Origin of the sequence: Roseibacillus persicicus (genome assembly GCF_014651675.1) — a bacterium.
GTDB classification, from domain to species: Bacteria; Verrucomicrobiota; Verrucomicrobiia; order Verrucomicrobiales; family Akkermansiaceae; genus Roseibacillus; species Roseibacillus persicicus.
This window is the reverse complement of record NZ_BMXI01000018.1, coordinates 74,755-91,276: the sequence shown is the minus strand read 5'-3', so window position 1 is coordinate 91,276 and position 16,522 is coordinate 74,755. Positions and strand designations below refer to the sequence as shown.

The 16,522-nt window shown below is 58.8% G+C and carries 11 protein-coding genes; 5 read left to right on the top strand and 6 right to left on the bottom strand.

All coding sequences use genetic code 11. The features are described 5' to 3' along the window. Positions 1-125 precede the first annotated feature (125 nt). Positions 126-404, top strand: coding sequence for a hypothetical protein (locus IE099_RS18165; protein ID WP_189573266.1), 279 nt, complete (start codon positions 126-128; stop codon positions 402-404). After that, complete coding sequence (locus tag IE099_RS18160; RefSeq protein WP_189573263.1) at positions 401-1,897, top strand: PepSY-associated TM helix domain-containing protein; 1,497 nt, start codon at positions 401-403, stop codon at positions 1,895-1,897. The genes IE099_RS18165 and IE099_RS18160 overlap by 4 nt, the downstream gene beginning before the upstream one ends. A 108-nt stretch (positions 1,898-2,005) precedes the next feature. Here IE099_RS18160 and IE099_RS18155 read toward each other — a convergent pair whose 3' ends face one another. The 4 genes from IE099_RS18155 to IE099_RS18140 form a co-directional block, all read right to left on the bottom strand. Then, positions 2,006-4,060, bottom strand: a complete 2,055-nt coding sequence (locus IE099_RS18155; protein WP_189573260.1) for a TonB-dependent receptor — start codon at positions 4,058-4,060, stop codon at positions 2,006-2,008. Between the two features lie 150 nt (positions 4,061-4,210). Next, on the bottom strand, positions 4,211-6,994 hold the full coding sequence (locus tag IE099_RS18150) for an ABC transporter permease (protein WP_189573257.1): 2,784 nt from the start codon (positions 6,992-6,994) through the stop codon (positions 4,211-4,213). Continuing rightward, the gene (locus tag IE099_RS18145; protein ID WP_189573255.1) at positions 6,991-7,758 is read right to left on the bottom strand and encodes an ABC transporter ATP-binding protein; all 768 of its coding nucleotides are present in this window, start codon (positions 7,756-7,758) and stop codon (positions 6,991-6,993) included. The genes IE099_RS18150 and IE099_RS18145 overlap by 4 nt, the downstream gene beginning before the upstream one ends. Before the next feature lie 85 nt (positions 7,759-7,843). Beyond that, positions 7,844-9,988, bottom strand: coding sequence for a TonB-dependent siderophore receptor (locus tag IE099_RS18140; RefSeq protein WP_189573252.1), 2,145 nt, complete (start codon positions 9,986-9,988; stop codon positions 7,844-7,846). A 164-nt stretch (positions 9,989-10,152) separates the two neighbouring features. Between IE099_RS18140 and IE099_RS18135 the strand changes: the two genes are divergently transcribed. Together IE099_RS18135 and IE099_RS18130 are read left to right on the top strand one after the other, a co-directional pair. Beyond that, complete coding sequence (locus IE099_RS18135) at positions 10,153-11,367, top strand: sensor histidine kinase (RefSeq protein WP_189573249.1); 1,215 nt, start codon at positions 10,153-10,155, stop codon at positions 11,365-11,367. After that, positions 11,364-12,653, top strand: coding sequence for a sigma-54-dependent transcriptional regulator (locus IE099_RS18130; protein ID WP_189573246.1), 1,290 nt, complete (start codon positions 11,364-11,366; stop codon positions 12,651-12,653). The genes IE099_RS18135 and IE099_RS18130 overlap by 4 nt, the downstream gene beginning before the upstream one ends. Before the next feature lie 85 nt (positions 12,654-12,738). Here the strand turns inward: IE099_RS18130 and IE099_RS18125 are convergent, their stop codons facing one another. Both IE099_RS18125 and aroE read right to left on the bottom strand, forming a co-directional pair. Further along, on the bottom strand, positions 12,739-14,877 hold the full coding sequence (locus IE099_RS18125; RefSeq protein ID WP_194598405.1) for a TonB-dependent siderophore receptor: 2,139 nt from the start codon (positions 14,875-14,877) through the stop codon (positions 12,739-12,741). Between the two features lie 145 nt (positions 14,878-15,022). Beyond that, positions 15,023-15,943, bottom strand: coding sequence for a shikimate dehydrogenase (gene aroE, locus IE099_RS18120; RefSeq protein ID WP_189573241.1), 921 nt, complete (start codon positions 15,941-15,943; stop codon positions 15,023-15,025). Between the two features lie 109 nt (positions 15,944-16,052). Between aroE and IE099_RS18115 the strand changes: the two genes are divergently transcribed. After that, complete coding sequence (locus tag IE099_RS18115; protein ID WP_189573238.1) at positions 16,053-16,511, top strand: RidA family protein; 459 nt, start codon at positions 16,053-16,055, stop codon at positions 16,509-16,511. Positions 16,512-16,522 lie beyond the last annotated feature (11 nt).

Genomic DNA, 16,522 nt, shown 5'->3' with positions numbered 1-16,522 from the left:
CTTGCGGTTGATTGCGATCCTTTGCCAAAAGCTCGCCTGAGCCCTGTTTTTCAATTGCGAGTGAGACTCGGTATCGTTAGGGCTCGCGCGACCTTTTTCAGATGGAAAGGGTCGCTCGCGAAGTCATGCTCCAACCCCGAAAGACAAATCGAATTCAGGCTCTCTTTGGTCATGTGGCCATTATGGTGGTCACCCTAGTCGCGGCGGAGGTCGCCTGCATGCTGTTTATCTACGGTTGGATGCAGAAGGAACAGGGCGCAGTGGTGTTGATGGGGTTGGTCGCTCTTCCTCTATGGGCGACCTTTTTGACTCTGGCCTACACTGCTGAACGGCGCTTGTGGGTGGGCTTGGCCTTTCTGGGCGTGGGTCTGGTGGGGAGCCTTTTGCTTTATATATTCTCATGAAGGCGAAAAAGCGCAACCGCTTCTGGCGGCTTCACTCGCTCTTGGGAATTTCCCTGGGGCTTCCGCTGTTTGTAATTTTTCTGGCGGGCACGCTGGCGCTCTTCGAGCCGGAGTCTCTCAATTGGACGAACGCCAACTTCGATGATTCTGCGGCGAAGCAGGGTGCGCTCAATGGAGTGGTGTCCAACTTGCTGGAAAAGCACCCGAAGACGGACGAATTGTCGGTGGTGTTGGCCACTCCAGAGCGACCGGTCACGGACATCTATCTGGAGGAGGCTCATCACCCGACCCACTACTGGATCGATCCGCAGTCGGGAGAGGCGACCCTGGCGACGGACCACGAAGCGGACTTGTTCCACTTCTTCGTGGACTTGCACTACTTCGAGTTCTTGCCATACGGAATTCAGCTCTCGGGATTGATTGCGGCTTTGTTTTTCGCATTGATTCTAACAGGTACGGTCTATCAATGGAGATCGATGAAGCAGGATATCCACCCTCGGAATCTATCCCTTCAAAGGAAGAGCCGTTGGAAGAAAGTGCACCGTTTCACCTCGCTGCTGACACTTCCGTTCCAGGTGATTTACTCGGTTACAGGCGCGTCGTTGGCCTTGGGACTATTTTTGGCGGCTCCTGCAGTTTGGGTGTTTTTCGAGGGAGATCAGGCTGGCTTGAATGAGGTCCTTTTTCCCGAACACATGGTTCAGGCCGAACCTCTGAGCGAGAAGCCGTCCTTTCCCGTCGATGAAGCGCGAGCCAAGGCTACGAGCTTGTGGGGGGAGTCCGTTGAACCGCTCATCATTCATATTGAGCATACTGAGGCCACAGAGGAGGCCGCTGCTTCGCACACCCTGATGGTGCAGGGAAAGCAGAAGGGCCTCCATTTCGTGGGGAACTCGGTGGTGACGCTGGATGAGAGCTTGAACGTGCTACACTCGCAGAGCCCGACCTCTCATCTGGGACCCATGATGATTGAGGGCTTGGTGAATGTTCATTTCGCCGCCTTCAATGGCTTCTTCATCAAAATTATTTTTGCCTTCTTCGGCTTGATCGTTTCGCTTTCGATTGGAGCTGGGGTCTATATATTTTTGCAGCGCTTGCTTCAGGGCGAGGAAGACCAAGGCCGGAAGACCCGGTTTCTTGTCGTAACGACGAACTGGGTTCTGGGGGGCTTGCCCTTGGCCGTCGCGCTGGCTCTGCATGCCGCCCAATTGCTTCCTGATTGGCCGGTAAAGGTCTTTTGGGTGGTGACGGGATTGTCTTTGGCTTTGACGGTTTTCTGCCGAAGGGCCTTGCTTAATCTTTCCCTTTTGGCAGCGGGCGCGTTTGTTCTCCTCCCGCTTTCTTTTCTCATGGGGCAAGGTCAGAGTCCTCTGCAGATGGGGGATGCCCATGGGTGGATGGTGAGCTTTTTTAACATCTTCTTTGTGGTGATGGGGCTCTCTTTGGCCTTGCTGATTCGTCAGATTGGGCAGGGAACAGAGTCTGCGGAATAGCAAGAAGCTTCCTCCGAGATTCTCTTTCGAAAAAATGAAAAGAGCGCGTCCCGCTATGAATAGGACGCGCTCTTCAAGGGGGGAGTTTGCTGCTCTCCGTGGAAAAAATTACCAGGTCACGCGCGCTCCCAGCATGGCGCCGAATCCCGGCTCGTTGAGTCCGGACCCGTGGATGCGATAGTCCTCGTCGGTCAGGTTTTGGAGGCCGAGGGTGAGGGACAGATTCTCGGTTGCTTGCCAGCCGGCATTGGCGGACAGGACGACGTAGCTGGGAGTTCCTCCTGGTGGAATCCGCTGGGTGTCGCCTTCGTCGCCAGGGGAGAGCCGGTTGGCTTTCGCCGCAGCAGTCGCGCGTGCTTCCGCCCACCAGGTGTCGTCAGGCGAGTCGTAGCGAAGGGCGAGAGAACCCCGCAAAGGAGAGAGGCGGGAGAGCGGAAAGTCTTCCTCCGGTCCGCCCAGAAATTCGGGGGTAGTTTGGTCGCCATATTGCCAAGTCACAAACCCGTTGAGTGACCAGCTGTCGTTGAAGGTGTAGTTGCCCTCGGCCTCGATGCCGGTGATCCACGCTTCGGAGGCATTGCTGGCGCGCTCGGTGCCCCCGCCGTCTTCCACCCGAACGATGAGGTCGTCGATAATGGTGTAAAAAGCGGCCGCCTCGAAGGTGAACTTGTCAGAGCGGCCGCGGGTTCCGATTTCGAAAGTCTGCGTGCGCTCGGGATCCAGTCCCAGGGTGCCCAGCGACTCCAGCCCGGAACGCGAAGTGACATCTCCGGTAAGGTCGTTGACATTGGGAGCGCGGAACCCTTGGGAGTAACCACCGAAGGCCGACCAAGTGCTGTCGAGCTGATAGAGCGCACGCAGGTTGAAGACGAGGGCTTGCCAGGAATCCTCGGCATCCAGCGAACCGATGTCGGTGTCGGCATAGGTGTAGCGCATTCCTGCGGTGGTCTGGAGTTGGTCGTTCCAGTCGGTGCGAGCTTGGGTGAAGATTCCAAGCGAGCGGTAAGTCGAATCATCGGCAATGGGCGCCCGGTTGTTGTCGACGGCATTGGTCACGGTGTTGATGCGATAGCCTTCGGAGTCGATGTGGTCTTCGTAATAGTCGGCTCCGTAAAGGACGCTGGTGCGACCCACTGTGGACTGGGCCTCGAAGGAGATGCCGTAAGTGTCGGTCACGATATCACCGAAGCGAATCTGGTCACTGGCAGGGCGACGGTCCTGATATTCGCTGTCTTGGGTGGTCTGGTAGGAGAAGGTCAGCGCGTAGCGATCAATCCAATTGGCGAGCGGCTCGTGCTCCAGCTTCAGGTAGTTGAGCCAGCGCTCTTGGTCATAGATGCGGGAGGTGTAGGTGCCCGCGTCCAAGCCCTCCCAACCTCCGGGATTGAAGGTGGTGGAGTGCCAGCGCCAGATGTCGTCTTGATTGAGATACTGGCTAAAGAGAGTGAGGTGAAGGTTGTCGGTGGGCGAGAACTCGAATTTAAGATCGTAGTTTTGTTCGGGATAGCCGGTGTTTTTCATCTCACCGTAGTAGTCCGATTCGACGTCGCCAAAGTCCTTCAGCGTGGTGCCAAAGGTGAAGCCCCAGCTGCCACCGGAGCCAACGCTTTGCTGAATGCGACCGAGATGTGACTGGGAGTTTGTGTCGAAGCGGTAGTTCGCCGCCCCGTGTTGAAAGAATTCTCCCGCGTCGTAGTCACGATAGTTGGAACCAGAGGTTATGGAGTTGAGCGTGCCGCCGAGAGCGTCCGAGCCGTAAAGCACCGAGCCCTGGGATTTCACCAACTCATAGCGATCGAGCGCAAAGGCGTCGATGGTGTTGGCATACTGAACGGGACCGGAGCGATAGGTCGAGTTGTTGAGCCGGATTCCGTCGGTCAAGTAGAGGTTCTGGCGGCCGGTAAAACCGCGGATAAAAGGGGACCCGTGCCCGTGAGTTGTCTTCTGCACCGACACCCCGGGGGTCAACGCGAGAGACTCGGGAAGAGTGCGGAAAGAGTTGTTGAGGATGTCCTCATTGGTGATCACCTCGGTGAGAAAAGGGGACTCGGTCGAGTCCTCCACTTGGCGGGAAGCGGTCACCACCGTTTCGGGTAAAACGACCTGACCCGACAGGCTGGGAATCAGGAACGTTGCGGCAATTGATGTGTTCAGGTAGCGCATAAAGCGCACCCTACCCGCAGGTCCGGGGGAAATTGAACAAGATTTGTTTCGCTTTCAGGTAAATCTCATTTTTGGACAAAAACTGTCCATTTTGACCGCTCGTTTACGGATTTGCAGGCAGCTCCTTGGAGACGCTATCGGCAATTGTTGTTAGAACGAGCCGCGGCCTTCTTGCAGGAGTTCCAAAGGCTTTTTGCGGCCGATGGTGAGGGCGGGCCAGAGGGAGGCGAGGGTGGAGAGGAGGAGGACGAGGGCAAAGCCCTTGGCGATTTCTTTCCACGGGACGACGAATTCGGGAGGCATGCCTCCGAAGAAGCTGATGTATTGCGAGATGCCAGCTCCGCACCACCCCGCGAGCACTCCGAATCCGAGGCTGAGCGAACAAGCCACTGCGCCTAATAGAAGCCCTTCCGCGATGATGAGACGCACGATGGTTCGGTGGGTGATTCCGGTGGCCCGCAAGACGCCGAACTCCCAGCGTCTCGATTGCACCGAAGCTAGAAGCGCATTGAGAACGCCGATGGAGGTGATGATGAGCACGATGAGGGGCAGACGGCTGAGAATCCAGAGCCACTGGGTGGCGTGACCATTCACGAGCGCGCGAATGTCGTCGATGGTGTTGATTTGCACATAGGGTTCGTCGTTAAGCGCTCCCCCGATTCCGACCTCTTTGCGGAGAGCTCCGGAGTAGAGTGCTTGTGCGGATTCGGCGAGCTTCTCGGGGGTGGTGAGGGTGGGGTCGTAGTTGAACCAGGCGTGCGAGGAGGAGTGAAAGTCGAAGTCGTTTTCTACTGCCGCATAGTCGGCAAAGACCAGTGCGGCCGAGCGATGGGTGCGGGTGCGGAAGCCGGTGGGCTTGGTCTGCCAGTGCCAACCGGGCAGCTTGACTACTCCCGCGATTTCGTAGCTGACGGGCTGCGAGGGATTGTTGGGGGGAACCAGTTGAAAGGAGTCCCCAATCTGAAGCCCGGTCTCGGTGAGAAAGTGATCGGGCACGAGGCAGGCGCGGCCGTTTTTCAGCTTGGTCACAGCTTCGCGGGCATTTCCTTCCACCCAACGGAAGGTGAACAGTGGGTCGTCACCTCCGAAGGCGGGCTCGGCATCGACGCCGACGATGACGACGTTGTCTTGTCGCACCACCGTGGCCCGCACTGCGCTGTTGGTGAGATCCTCGAGGAGGCGGGGTTGCTCGACGATGATGGGGAGGCCTTTGGTGACTCCTTCGAGTTTAGCGACTTGTTCGGCAAGGGGACGCTCAACCCCTCCGGGCTTGAACCCGATGAGGGCGTCGGGAGCCCAGCTGCCGGGCATGAAGCCTCCCAGCATGGAGTGGCCCCAGGTCTGGATGGCGACGAAGAGCCCCAGCCCTACGGTGAGAGCGAGAGCAGTGGCGACAGTGCGACCCAGGTTGCCGGAAATCTGGCTGGCGAGCAGCATGGGAGGGATGCGCATCAGGCGGGCTAGCAGAGGGCTGGCGAGACGGTCCACAGTCATCACGATGCTGGGAGCTAGCAAAATGAAGCCGCAGGAAAGGGCAAACAATCCGGAGAACATAAAGGTTACGAAGGGCGCTCCGTCGTTGTGTTTGATCCCGAGGGCCAGCAAGGGGTAGACCGAGAGGAGCGCGAGGCCTCCTAGAATTCCTCTAACCGAATAACAATGACGGGGAGCAGCGGGAGGGGGGCTCATGGCATCGATGGGGCGCACCCGCATGGCCCGAATGGCCGGAACAAGGGACGCCAGAAGCGCGCCGCCGCAGGAGCACAAGGCTGCCAGCATGAGACTGTTCGGTCCGACAACGGCGCCATTGGTGAGCAGTTCCGGAGCAGAGCGGGAGGCCCAAGCGATGATGACTGCTCCGGCTCCACAGCCCACGACAAAGCCGATCGTGCCAAAGAGGACTCCCTCGATGGCGATGAGTTGTCCCACTTGCCCGCGGGTGAGGGCGGTGGCGCGCAAGATGGCGAGCTGGCGGACCCGCTCGTTGACCCCCATATTGAGGGTGCTGAAGATGATGAAAAGGGCGGCCAGCGTAGAGACGATGGTGGCGGCGCGAGCTTGCAAAGCGAGGTTTTCGGCAGAGGCGCTTTCGTCGAGCGCTTCCTCGACATCATGGGCTTCCTGAAACTGGCAGGGGGTGCCGAGTTTGCTCAATCGGGTGGCCCAGTGATAGCGGAATTGGGTGAGATCGGTGTCGTCATTGAGGGCTACGGCCACGAAGCTGATCTGAGAGGGGCGGTCCAGGATTTCTTCTGCCAAGGAAGTCGAGACATACAGGCCGCCGATGCTGGGGACGAGGAGTTGTGAGCTGGCAACTTGCGCGTTCCAGCCCTCGATGGAAACGCCCCCGACGATGCCGATAACCTCGACCTTCGTGACCCGCCCGGGAGGGCCGACCAAGACGTGATCGCCGACTTCAATCTTCATCCCACTGGCCGCCAGTTCGCTGAGCACTCCAGTTGGGGACGGACTTTTGTTAGAAGAAAGCCACTTGCCCGCAACCAAGTCGAAAGGAGGCTCGGGAGCATCCGTGCCCACCAGGCGGGCGGCAGGCAAAAGGTAGGGCGGGATGGGAGTCTCGCCCTCTTTTACGAAAGGGCGGGCGTATTGTTGACTGACCCAGAAGGGATCTGCGGCGGCGACGGCTGGGTCTTCACGCAGCATCGCAATGGCTTCAGCAGGGACAAACTTTTCCGCCGGAGAAGGAATCGCTCCCGGGGCGTATTGGCTGAAGTTGCTGATGGGCGCGACCGAGAGCGGGTAGCGACCCAGGGCGAGATTGGCGTAGCGGTCGAAGGTCCCGAGCAGGGCATCGTAGCCGCTCACGACCCAGACGACCATGGCGGCAGCGGCAGCGGTAGCGATGGAGGTGAGCACCACCCGCAGGGGATGTTGGCGGAAGTAGGCGAGGGAAAGAGCGGGGACGCGACTCATGAGAAACGGAGTTCTTGGGCAAGGTTCAGCGCATTCTGGTAGCCGAGGGCGACTGCTTGGGGATCGCGTTTTTCAACTGGGAAGCTGCTCATGCTTTTGCCGTCCTGGAGGACAACCACGCGGTCGGCCCACATCGCGACGGTTGGCTCGTGAGTGACGACTACGATGGTGCGGCCGTCGTCTTGACTGAGCTCGTTGAGCAATTGGCAAAAGTCTTGTCCGGCAACGGAATCAAGACTGCCCGTGGGCTCGTCTGCTAGAATGATGGCAGGGTCGTTGATGAGGGCGCGCGCGATGGCGACGCGTTGTTGTTCGCCCCCCGACAGGCCGTCGGGCTTATGATGCTGGCGCTCGCTCAAGCCCAGACGGGTGAGCAGTTCTGTGGTGCGCTGGTCCAGATTGGTGTCGTCGGCGGCCGGGAGCTTGACGTTGTCGCGAGCGCTGAGAACGGGGATGAGATTGAAGTTCTGAAACACCAGTCCAATGCGGTCGCGCCGAAAGAACGTGAGGGCAGTATCGTTGAGGGTGGCGAGGTCTTTGCCCTCTACCCGAACTTCCCCTCCGTCGACCACGGTGAGACCGGCCATGACGTGGAGCAAGGTGCTCTTGCCTGATCCGGATGCCCCCATGATTGCGACGAACTCGCCCTGCTTGATAGTGAGGTCAATCTGGTCGAGGGCGCGCACCCGGGTTTCGTTTTTTCCAAAGAGTTTGGTGACCGATTTGACCTCGAGAGGAGGAGGGGAGGGGTTTGGGTGATTCATGTTGTTCGGTTCGAAAGGAAGAAGGCGAGACGGCTGCCCACATCAGCAGGCAACCGTCGGAGGTTGTGAAACTGCGGGGTGAAGCTTAGAAGTCGATTTGCAGTGAAAAGTTGGCCGAGAGAGGCTCGCCGTAGGCCAGATAGCCTGCGTCGCCGGGGTAGAATTCGCCGGACTCGTAGTAGCTTTCGTCGAGGAGGTTTTCGATGTTGGCGCGCAGGGTGTAATCCGCATGGGGGGTGGACCATTTGTAACGCGCACCGAGGTCGACCACGGCGTAGGCGTCAGTCGAGAAGCTCTCAGCCTCATCGAGATATTGTCCTCCGGTGAAGCGGGCGTTGGCGGTGAAGGCCAGGCCCGGAACGGCGGGCACCTCAAGGGTGCTCCAGAGATTGACCTGATACTCGGGGACCAGCTCGGGGCGATTACCGGTGGAGGTCAGCTCGGCATCCAACAGGGTCGCCGAGATGCCCGCCTGCAGCTCGTTGGTGAGCTGTCCGCGCAGGGCGAGTTCCACCCCCCGGTGACGCTGGGTTCCGTCGAATGCGTCGATGTTTTCGTCATTGATGAGGGCCACGTCTTGCTCAATTTGAAAGAGCGCGAGTTCTCCTGAGAAGCGTCCGTCACGGCTGCGAGCCTTGACCCCGACCTCGAATTGTTCGGACTCCTGAATCCCCAGCGGCGCCCACGCATTGTTCGCGGTGCGATTGGCAAAGCCACCATCCTGCAAGGCCCGGGTGTAGGTGACGTAGGTGTGGACCCCCTCGGTGGGCTCGAACATGAGCGCCACGGTCGGGCTGAAGGCGCTCTCGGTATCATCCGAAGCGGGGTCTGTGGGGTAGTGATTGTCGTAGCGGGAGAAGCGACCGCCAAGGAGTGCGGACCAACCTTTTCCGAAATCGATGGTGTCTGTTAGGAAGACTCCGAGCTCTTCATACTCGAATTGGATTGGGATGTAAAAAGGCGCGGTCGGGATGGGGTGGTCGATTTGATTGTAAACATTGTTCGCTCCCACATCGGGAAAGAAGCGGGCACCATCGGTCTCGAAGCTGCGGTATTGCGCGCCGAAGACCAACTCGTGCTCCAGGAAGCCAGTGCGGAAGGAGCCCTCAATATGGGCGTGGGCTCCGTAGGCATCCCATTCGAATGGACCGTCGGTGAGGTAGGCACCATCGGTGTAATTCCCGTCGTTATCGACTCCGTAGGGATAGGTGAGCTGCGAGTCGCGGTCGGTGGTCTGGTAGTTGAAGGCGGTTTTCAGCTTCCAATCGTCTTGGAAAAAGAAGTCAGCGCCGATGGCTGCCTCGAAGATTTCGTGCTCATTGCGCGCCCAGTCCTGCATGATGTTCATGTCCCGCCCGAGGTCGAAGACAATGGATCCATCGCCCGAGATGATGGGGCCGTAGTAACCATTGCGCTCGAGAGTCTGGCCTGAGAGGGAACTCCAGACCGTGACGGCCTCGGAGGGTTTCCACTCGGTGAAGAGGGAGCCCATGAAGCGGGTTCCGTCCGCATTGTCGTAGAAGCTTTCGTAGTCTTCACCCGCTAAGACAAGGCGGTAGCCAAACTGGCCATTCGCGACGGTGTCGCTGATATCGATTTGGGAGTAGGTGCGGCCGAAGGTATCAATCTCGAACTGGAGACTGGTAGAGAAGTCCTCGGTGGGGCGCTTGCGGGTCATGTTGATGGCCCCGCCCGGAGGCATGAATCCGAACTGCAGGGCGGCAGGCCCTTTCAGCACTTCGACGCTGGCCTTATCATCCAGATAGGGCGCGGCCAGATTGAGAGTGGGCAGGCCATCGGTGCGATAGCCATTGAAGTTGCCGACCTGAAAGCCGCGCAGGCCGAAGTTCTGAGTGCCGAAGTAGCCGCCCGAGGAGTAGAGAGAGGTGCTGGAATCATTCTCTAACACCTCGCGCAAGGTGAAGGCCCGCTGGTCCTCCATGAGGGTCTCGTTGTAGACTCCGACGCTGAAGGGTGTTTCGATGAGCGGGGTTTCGGCAAAGAGCGCGGAAGAACTCGCAGTGTTGTGATGAGGAAAAATGGCATCTGCCAATGAGTCGGTAGCCAATCCGTTAGAATCTGTTAGTCGCTCGGCTTGCACGATGGTGGTGGGCAGAGTGGTGCTGCCTTCTTCCGCGTGAAGCGGTGGCGCGGAGGTGAGAGTGAGGAGGAGAGCGCCCAGGCAAGGCGCGAACTCTCCCGGAGTGGGTGTGAGTGATGTGCTTTTCATAGAAACGGAAGGAACGAGCCGGAAAATCGGACTCGGAAAACGAAGAAGCGGGACGATAGAAGTGCTTGCCCCAAGGTGAACAAAATAGTTTCAGAGAGGGCCCTGAATTCATTTTTGGATAAAAATTGTTCCCTTGGGGGGTGGAAGGTGGTCAATTCGCGTTCATGACTGCTCTGGAGGGAAAGGTTTTTTCGCAATATCTGTTGTCGCAGATTTTGCTGATTCTGGTGGCGGGGGTGCTGGTGCTCTGGTGGTCGGGTCAAATGCGGGTCAGCGAGGAGAGGCGGAGCTTGCGCGAGGTGGGCGAGTCGCAGGCGCAGTTGGCGGGCGATTTGAGGCTGCCGCTGAGTGGCGAGTTGGCGGGGCACTTTGGCTCCCTGAGCGGAATCGAAATTGGTTTTTTGCTGCCGGACGGTGGCTTCCGCACCGCGAAGAAGTGGTCTGAGGACGAACTCAATCTGGCGTGGCGGACGTTGGAGAACGGGCAGGAAGGGGAGGTTCTCTCCGACGCGGATTGGATGGCGGTCGCTTTTCCGATTGCGGCTGGCGACCAAGGCGGAGCCAAGCTGGTGGCTCTCCAGCGAAAGCCTAGGGTGCTGGCGATGGGCACCCGGCGTGAGATTGTTTGGCCGGTGGGAATTGCGGTCGCTCTCGCTTTGGGTTCAGCGTTTGCCTTGGCTCGTTCGCGGGCTCGTTTGGCAGCGGAGCAAGAGCGTCGGAAAGCCGCCGAACAGATGGCCCTGTTAGGAAAGATGGCGACTTCCATGGCGCATGAGGTGAAGAATCCGGCGGCAGCGATTCTGATGCAGGCGCGGACCTTGGAGGGAGGGGCGCAGGCGGAGGTGGGGCAGATGATTCGGGATGATGCCGAGGAGATTGTCTCGCTGGTGAATCAATGGTTGTTCGTGGCGAGACCGGAGCCTCCCAAGATGGGAGAGGTGGATCTGGGCGCGTTGTTGGAGGAATTGGTCAAGCGGGTGGAGGCTTGGGCCCGCTATCATCGCTGTGAGCTGAAGCTGCAGCAGGAGGGGGACTTGCGGTGCTGGGGAGACCGCACCCGTTTGGAGCAGGTCTTTCGAAACTTAATTCAAAATGCGGTGCAAGCCATGCCAGGAGGAGGGACTGTTACGATCAATCTAGTAGGAACAGGGGATGGGGTTTCTTTTTCGGTAGCTGATGCTGGAGAAGGCTTCTCAGCCAAGGCCTTGCAGTCATTCGGGGAAGCTTTTTACTCCGAACGCGAAGGAGGCATCGGTCTCGGCCTGGCTTTGGTGAAGGGAGTGGTCGAGGCCCACGGAGGCGCGGTTACAGCTCGAAATCTCGGGGAATCCGGAGCGAGCGTGGAAGGAACTTTGAGTCGAAGGGAGAAAGCAGCATGAGCACTCGAGTATTGATAGTGGAGGATAATCGTTCCCTTGGCTTGGCCCTGGCGTCGGCGGTGGAGCGGGTGAAATTACAGCCGGAATTGGTGGGCTCTTTGACCCACGCCCGGGAGGAATTGGAGAAAGGTGAGTTCGGAGGAATTCTGCTCGATCTGGGCTTGCCCGATGGTCATGGCTTGTCGCTGTTAGAAGATTGGAGGGGGGGAGAGATGCCGTTGGTGGCGGTGGTGACTGCGCATGGCGAAATCGAGAATGCCATCGAGGCGCGCAAGCTGGGGGTGGTGCGCTTTTTGACCAAACCGGTCGCCTTTGATGAGCTGGAGGAGTTTCTGGGCGACATCGAAGAGCCCCAGCGGGAGCCTGCGGAAACGGAGCATAAGACCACCGCATTGATTGGGGCCGCCCCGGCGATGCAGGAGGTTTTCCAGAAAACCGCGCACGCCTGCTTGTCGCGCGAGCCACTGGTGATTCGAGGTGCTGCAGGCACCGGGCGTTCGCATGTGGCGACCTTGATCGGCAATCATTCGGGCGGGCGCTTGCTCTGGCTGCACGCGGCCCCCGAGGTGGAGAGCAAAGAGTTCGAGCGGGCCTTGTCGGCAGAGGAGGGGGCGACTCTGGTGATCGAAGATGTCGCGGTCCTCAGCAAGGCTTCGCAACGAGAATTGATCCGACTGTTAGACGAGCGCGAAGTGGCGAGCTTGCCGCGGCTGATTGTGACCTGCGACGAAGAGGGACTGCGGGGGAAAGTCGAAGAAGGGACTCTGGAGGCTGAACTCTATTACCGCCTGCAGGTGTTAGAGATTTTTCTGCCGGGACTGAAGGAGCGGCTCGGGGACCTGCCGGCCTTGGCTTATCATTTTCTCGGGCAAATCGATTCCGGGGGGCGCTTGAAGTTCGGGGGAGAAGTTCTCGAGAAATTGCAGGGCTATGACTGGCCGGGGAATTTGCGGGAGCTGCGCAACGTGGTGAGCTTTTGCATCAGTGCGCGGGGCGGAACCGGGGAGGTGAGAGTGGAGGACCTGCCGGAATACCTGCAAGGTGGCAGCGGCAGAATAGTTGCAGAGGCCAGTCCTTTGGAAGAGTGCCTGGATGCTTGGATCGAAGGGCTGGATCTGAACTCCATGACCTATCAGGAAATTCAAGGACAGGTGGAGGGACTTTTGCTTGGAGAGCTTTTAAAGAGATTCGACGGCAAGCCCTCACGCATGGCTCGGGAGCTCGGAATCAACCGCAGCACCTTACGGAAAAAGCTGCGGGAGCTTCCGGGGGGCAGAGCTGAATGAGTATTTGAAAAAGAAAACATCCCCCGGCGCCAGCTGAGAGCGTGACGCGCGGAGGATGTCCGACGAATGAGATTCGAATGGTCTGTTAGAAGCTGTAGGTCGCGGTCAAGTTGATCGAACGATCTTGCCCGAGGAAGGCGCTGGAGACGTCGGCACCGAGTGTTTCGCTGGTTTCAATGGTCTGGATGTATTGCTTGTCGAAAAGGTTGGACACCGAGAGTTGAATGTCGAAGTCGTCCCAAGAATAGCCCAGCATGGCATCGACCAAAGTGTGTGACTTGGTTTCGAGCGCATCCCGTCCATCTGAACTGGTGCCGGTGTATCGGGCACCGAGAGCGGCGCGGAAGTTGGCGAGCGGCCCTTCCTGTGGCGAGTAGGTGAGCCAGGCGGAAGCTTGGTAGTCGGGAACGCCAGCGAGTGCAGGAGAACCGTCGATGTCATTGTTCGCGGTATCCAGATAGGTGAAGGCAGACTGAAAGAAGAAGTCGCCGCTGCGGTGCTGCAGGGAAGCCTCGGCTCCTTGGATGTCCACGCTGCTGGACTGGGTCACGGTGAAGGGGTCGGGACGGAACACGCGGTTGGCTTCCTCAATGTCGAAGTAGGAAGCGGTGAAGAGAGTCCTTTCGTCAGGCATCCACTTGACTCCGATTTCATGCTGGGTTCCTTCTTTGGGCTTGAGCGGGTCTCCGGTGAGGTCGTTCACCCCCTGGGGCTCGAAGGACTCGGCGTAGGAGTAGTAGGGCGAAACTCCGTTGTCGAATTGATACATGACTCCTGCGTCGAAGGACCAGTTTTGTTGCGTGTCGGAAGGCAGCTGGTTGGTGGCCAAGCTGTAGTCGTCATAGCGTGCACCCAGCGAGACGATGAAGTTGTTCCACTCGATCCGATCGCTCAGGTAGATGCCGTAGAGCTCCTCCTCGAAGGTGTCGAGTTCGGTGCGGTCAGGCAGGGTCGCGGCCATCGCCCCGTAGTTGGGATTGGTGAAGTCCAGCGCGCCTCCGTAAACATAGTTCAGATTATAGAGACCCGGGTTGGGCGGCAGGGTGTAGCGTTCGCGGTCCGCGCGATTGAAGTCAAAGCCCAGCTGCAGCTCGTGCTTGACGGTGCCGAGTTCGTATTTGGCATTGAGAGCCATATTCCCGGAGAACACATCGGTCTCGTGATCGGAGGCGTAGAGCAGTCGGTGATAGGTTCCAGCCGGAGTGCCCGGTCCGAAAACCCCTTGGGCAATCAGAGGAGGCACGATGGTGTGTTCCACATAATCCGCGGAGGATTGAAGGTAGCGTAAGGTCGAGTTGAACGAATAGGTGTCGTTGAACTGATGTTTGAAGATGAGACTCGCGCTCTTTTGACTGGTGTTGTAGCGGTCGATGCTGGGCTCGCCGGCATAGAGATTGTTTCGGAGAGTGAAGCCTGGCACTTGGGTGGCTTCGTATGGGTAGAACTGGAGCGATGGCATGCTCTCATTCTCTTGGTAGTTGAAGAGAACGCTCAGCGAAGTGTCCTCCGTGGGTTTCCAAGTCAGAGAGGGCATTACGAACCAGGAGTCGTCGTTGACAAAATCCACGTAGGTGTCGGATTGGCGAAAGTAGCTGACCAGCCGCAGAAAGACCGTTTCTTCTTCGTTGACCGCTTGGTTGTAATCGAGGCCAAACTGCATGCGGTCGTGCGAGCCGTAGCCTGCCATGATCTCGTTCTTGGCATCGGGCCCCGCAATCTTGGAGACGGTATTGACCGTTCCTCCCGCAGTGCCGTTGCCGAAGAGAAGGGAGGCGGGACCCTTCACGATATCGACTTGCTCGATAGCGTAGTTCTCTTGTGGAGTGTTGTTGTAAAAATTAAAATTATACTGGAGTCCGTCGCGATAGTTTTGCGAGCGCATGCCTCGGATCCGAACGAAGTCCTGCCGATTGTCCAAGCCGTAGTAGGCGCTCTGGACTCCCGAGGTGTAGCGGGCGGCTTCCTCAAGGTTTTGTGCACCGCGTTGGACAAACTCTTCCCGGGTGATCGCCTCCACAGCGCGTGGAGTCTCGAAGATGGAGTGGGGCAATTTGCCACCAAGGTTGAGAGCCGGATTGACCAATTGGTCGGAAGAGGCGTCCTCCGCCACGCGTTCGGCAGTGACGAGGGTCGGTTCGAGTTCGAAGTCGCCGTTGGATTGCCCCATGGCGGCAGTCGTAGCCAGAGAGAGTGACAACAGGGTGAGTTGTGGTGTGTGTGTCATTGAGAGCAACAGACCCTGCGACGACCCGACCGCTCATGCTAGCGGTGGGCTGACATTGATTGGCTCTCAATTTACCCCGGGCTTTTTTCTAACAGGCGGCCGTGCCGAGGACGGAAAAAGGTTCTATCGCCGAACCGCCCGGATGCTAGGACCGACCCTTTCGCATTGCATCCAGCGGACTTGTTCCCGGGAACCAGTATTCGAAGGACAGGGCGCCCTGATGGAGGAGGAGAGAAAGGCCGTTGGCAATGCGTGCTCCGTTGGCTTCGGCGTTGCGCAGGAACTTGGTGCGGGCGGGCTGATAGATGGTGTCGTAGACGAGGTGGTGCGGCTGCAGGCAGGAGCTGGGGATTGGCGCCGGGTCGGTGGCCTTAAGTCCTAGCGAGGTGGTTTGGACGAGGAGGTCGCAGTGGCCGGCAATCTCGGGGAGGTGAGGGGAGTCGAGGGCGTAGATCTCGAGCCGCTCGCCGGGGCCATTGAGTTTTTCCGATTCGAAGTAGGGCTCCAGCCGCGTGGCGAGGGTTTCCAACTTTTCCAAAGAGCGGTTGACCAGCACCAGCTGCTCGCAGCCTTCGCGGGCACATTGGGTGGCAAGGGCCTGACCGGCACCGCCGCCCGCGCCGACGATCATGATGCGCAGGTCGCGCACATCGACCGAGAACTCCTCCCGAATAGCCCGCACGAATCCCGGGCCGTCGGTATTGAATCCGAGCAGGTCCTCGCCGTCGCCAAAGAGAACGGTGTTGACCGCTCCCAAGGCTTCCGCCGCTGGATCGAGATCGGTGCAGGCCGAGAGGGCTTCGAATTTATGAGGAACGGTCACGTTGGTGCCCACGAACCCGAGCTCCTTCATTTTTGCAAAGGCGGCAGGCAGTTCCCCGGGTTCCAGGTCAAGGCGAATGTAGCGCGCGTCGATATCCAACGCGTCCAAGGCCGGCTGGTGCAGTTGGGGAGATTGCGAGTGGGCCACCGGATGACCGATGACGGCCAGCTTGGCAGGCTTGGTTCCCTCCGGGTTCAGCGTGGCTTGGTCATCGAGGTCCGCCAGGGTGTAAACGTCTTTCATTGGGCGGAAAGATAGTCATCTCGTTGAGAAAGAGAAGGCAAAGGCCACTCGGATTGTATCAGCCACGAAGAGGGCTCGACCCGTGGGCTGGATTCGCTAACGTCCCGCCATGTCTGCGGAAGCAAAATTACAAGAACTCGGTATCACACTCTCCGAACCCGCCAGCCCGGTTGCCAGCTACGTCAACGCGGTGCGCACGGGCAACCTGCTCTTTATCTCAGGTGGACTGCCGGACCTGGCCAACGAATCCTACAAAGGACAAGTCCCCACCCAAGTGAGCCCCGAGGTGGCCAAAGAGGCCGCACGGAATTCTGTCCTGGGCCGACTGGCGGTCATTCGCAAGGAGCTCGGCTCCCTCGACAAAGTGACTCGCGTGGTTTCGGTGCAGGGCTTCGTGAATGCGGCTTCTGACTTTGGTGATGTTCCGCAAGTCATCAACGGCGCTTCTGACACTCTGGTGGAAGTCTTTGGCTCCGAGATCGGCTCCCATTCCCGCGCGGCAGTGGGGGTCGCGAGTCTGCCTCTCAACGTCTGTGTTGAAGTGGCGCTGGTGGTCGAGGTCGCCTAGAGAGTAATCAC

Excerpts from the sequence above, each read along its gene's own strand:
- IE099_RS18165 (WP_189573266.1), top strand. The coding sequence starts at position 126 with ATGCTCCAACCCCGAAAGACAAATCGAATTCAGGCTCTCTTTGGTCAT.
- IE099_RS18160 (WP_189573263.1), top strand. The coding sequence starts at position 401 with ATGAAGGCGAAAAAGCGCAACCGCTTCTGGCGGCTTCACTCGCTCTTG.
- IE099_RS18155 (WP_189573260.1), bottom strand. The coding sequence starts at position 4,060 with ATGCGCTACCTGAACACATCAATTGCCGCAACGTTCCTGATTCCCAGC.
- IE099_RS18150 (WP_189573257.1), bottom strand. The coding sequence starts at position 6,994 with ATGAGTCGCGTCCCCGCTCTTTCCCTCGCCTACTTCCGCCAACATCCC.
- IE099_RS18145 (WP_189573255.1), bottom strand. The coding sequence starts at position 7,758 with ATGAATCACCCAAACCCCTCCCCTCCTCCTCTCGAGGTCAAATCGGTC.
- IE099_RS18140 (WP_189573252.1), bottom strand. The coding sequence starts at position 9,988 with ATGAAAAGCACATCACTCACACCCACTCCGGGAGAGTTCGCGCCTTGC.
- IE099_RS18135 (WP_189573249.1), top strand. The coding sequence starts at position 10,153 with ATGACTGCTCTGGAGGGAAAGGTTTTTTCGCAATATCTGTTGTCGCAG.
- IE099_RS18130 (WP_189573246.1), top strand. The coding sequence starts at position 11,364 with ATGAGCACTCGAGTATTGATAGTGGAGGATAATCGTTCCCTTGGCTTG.
- IE099_RS18125 (WP_194598405.1), bottom strand. The coding sequence starts at position 14,877 with ATGACACACACACCACAACTCACCCTGTTGTCACTCTCTCTGGCTACG.
- aroE (WP_189573241.1), bottom strand. The coding sequence starts at position 15,943 with ATGAAAGACGTTTACACCCTGGCGGACCTCGATGACCAAGCCACGCTG.
- IE099_RS18115 (WP_189573238.1), top strand. The coding sequence starts at position 16,053 with ATGTCTGCGGAAGCAAAATTACAAGAACTCGGTATCACACTCTCCGAA.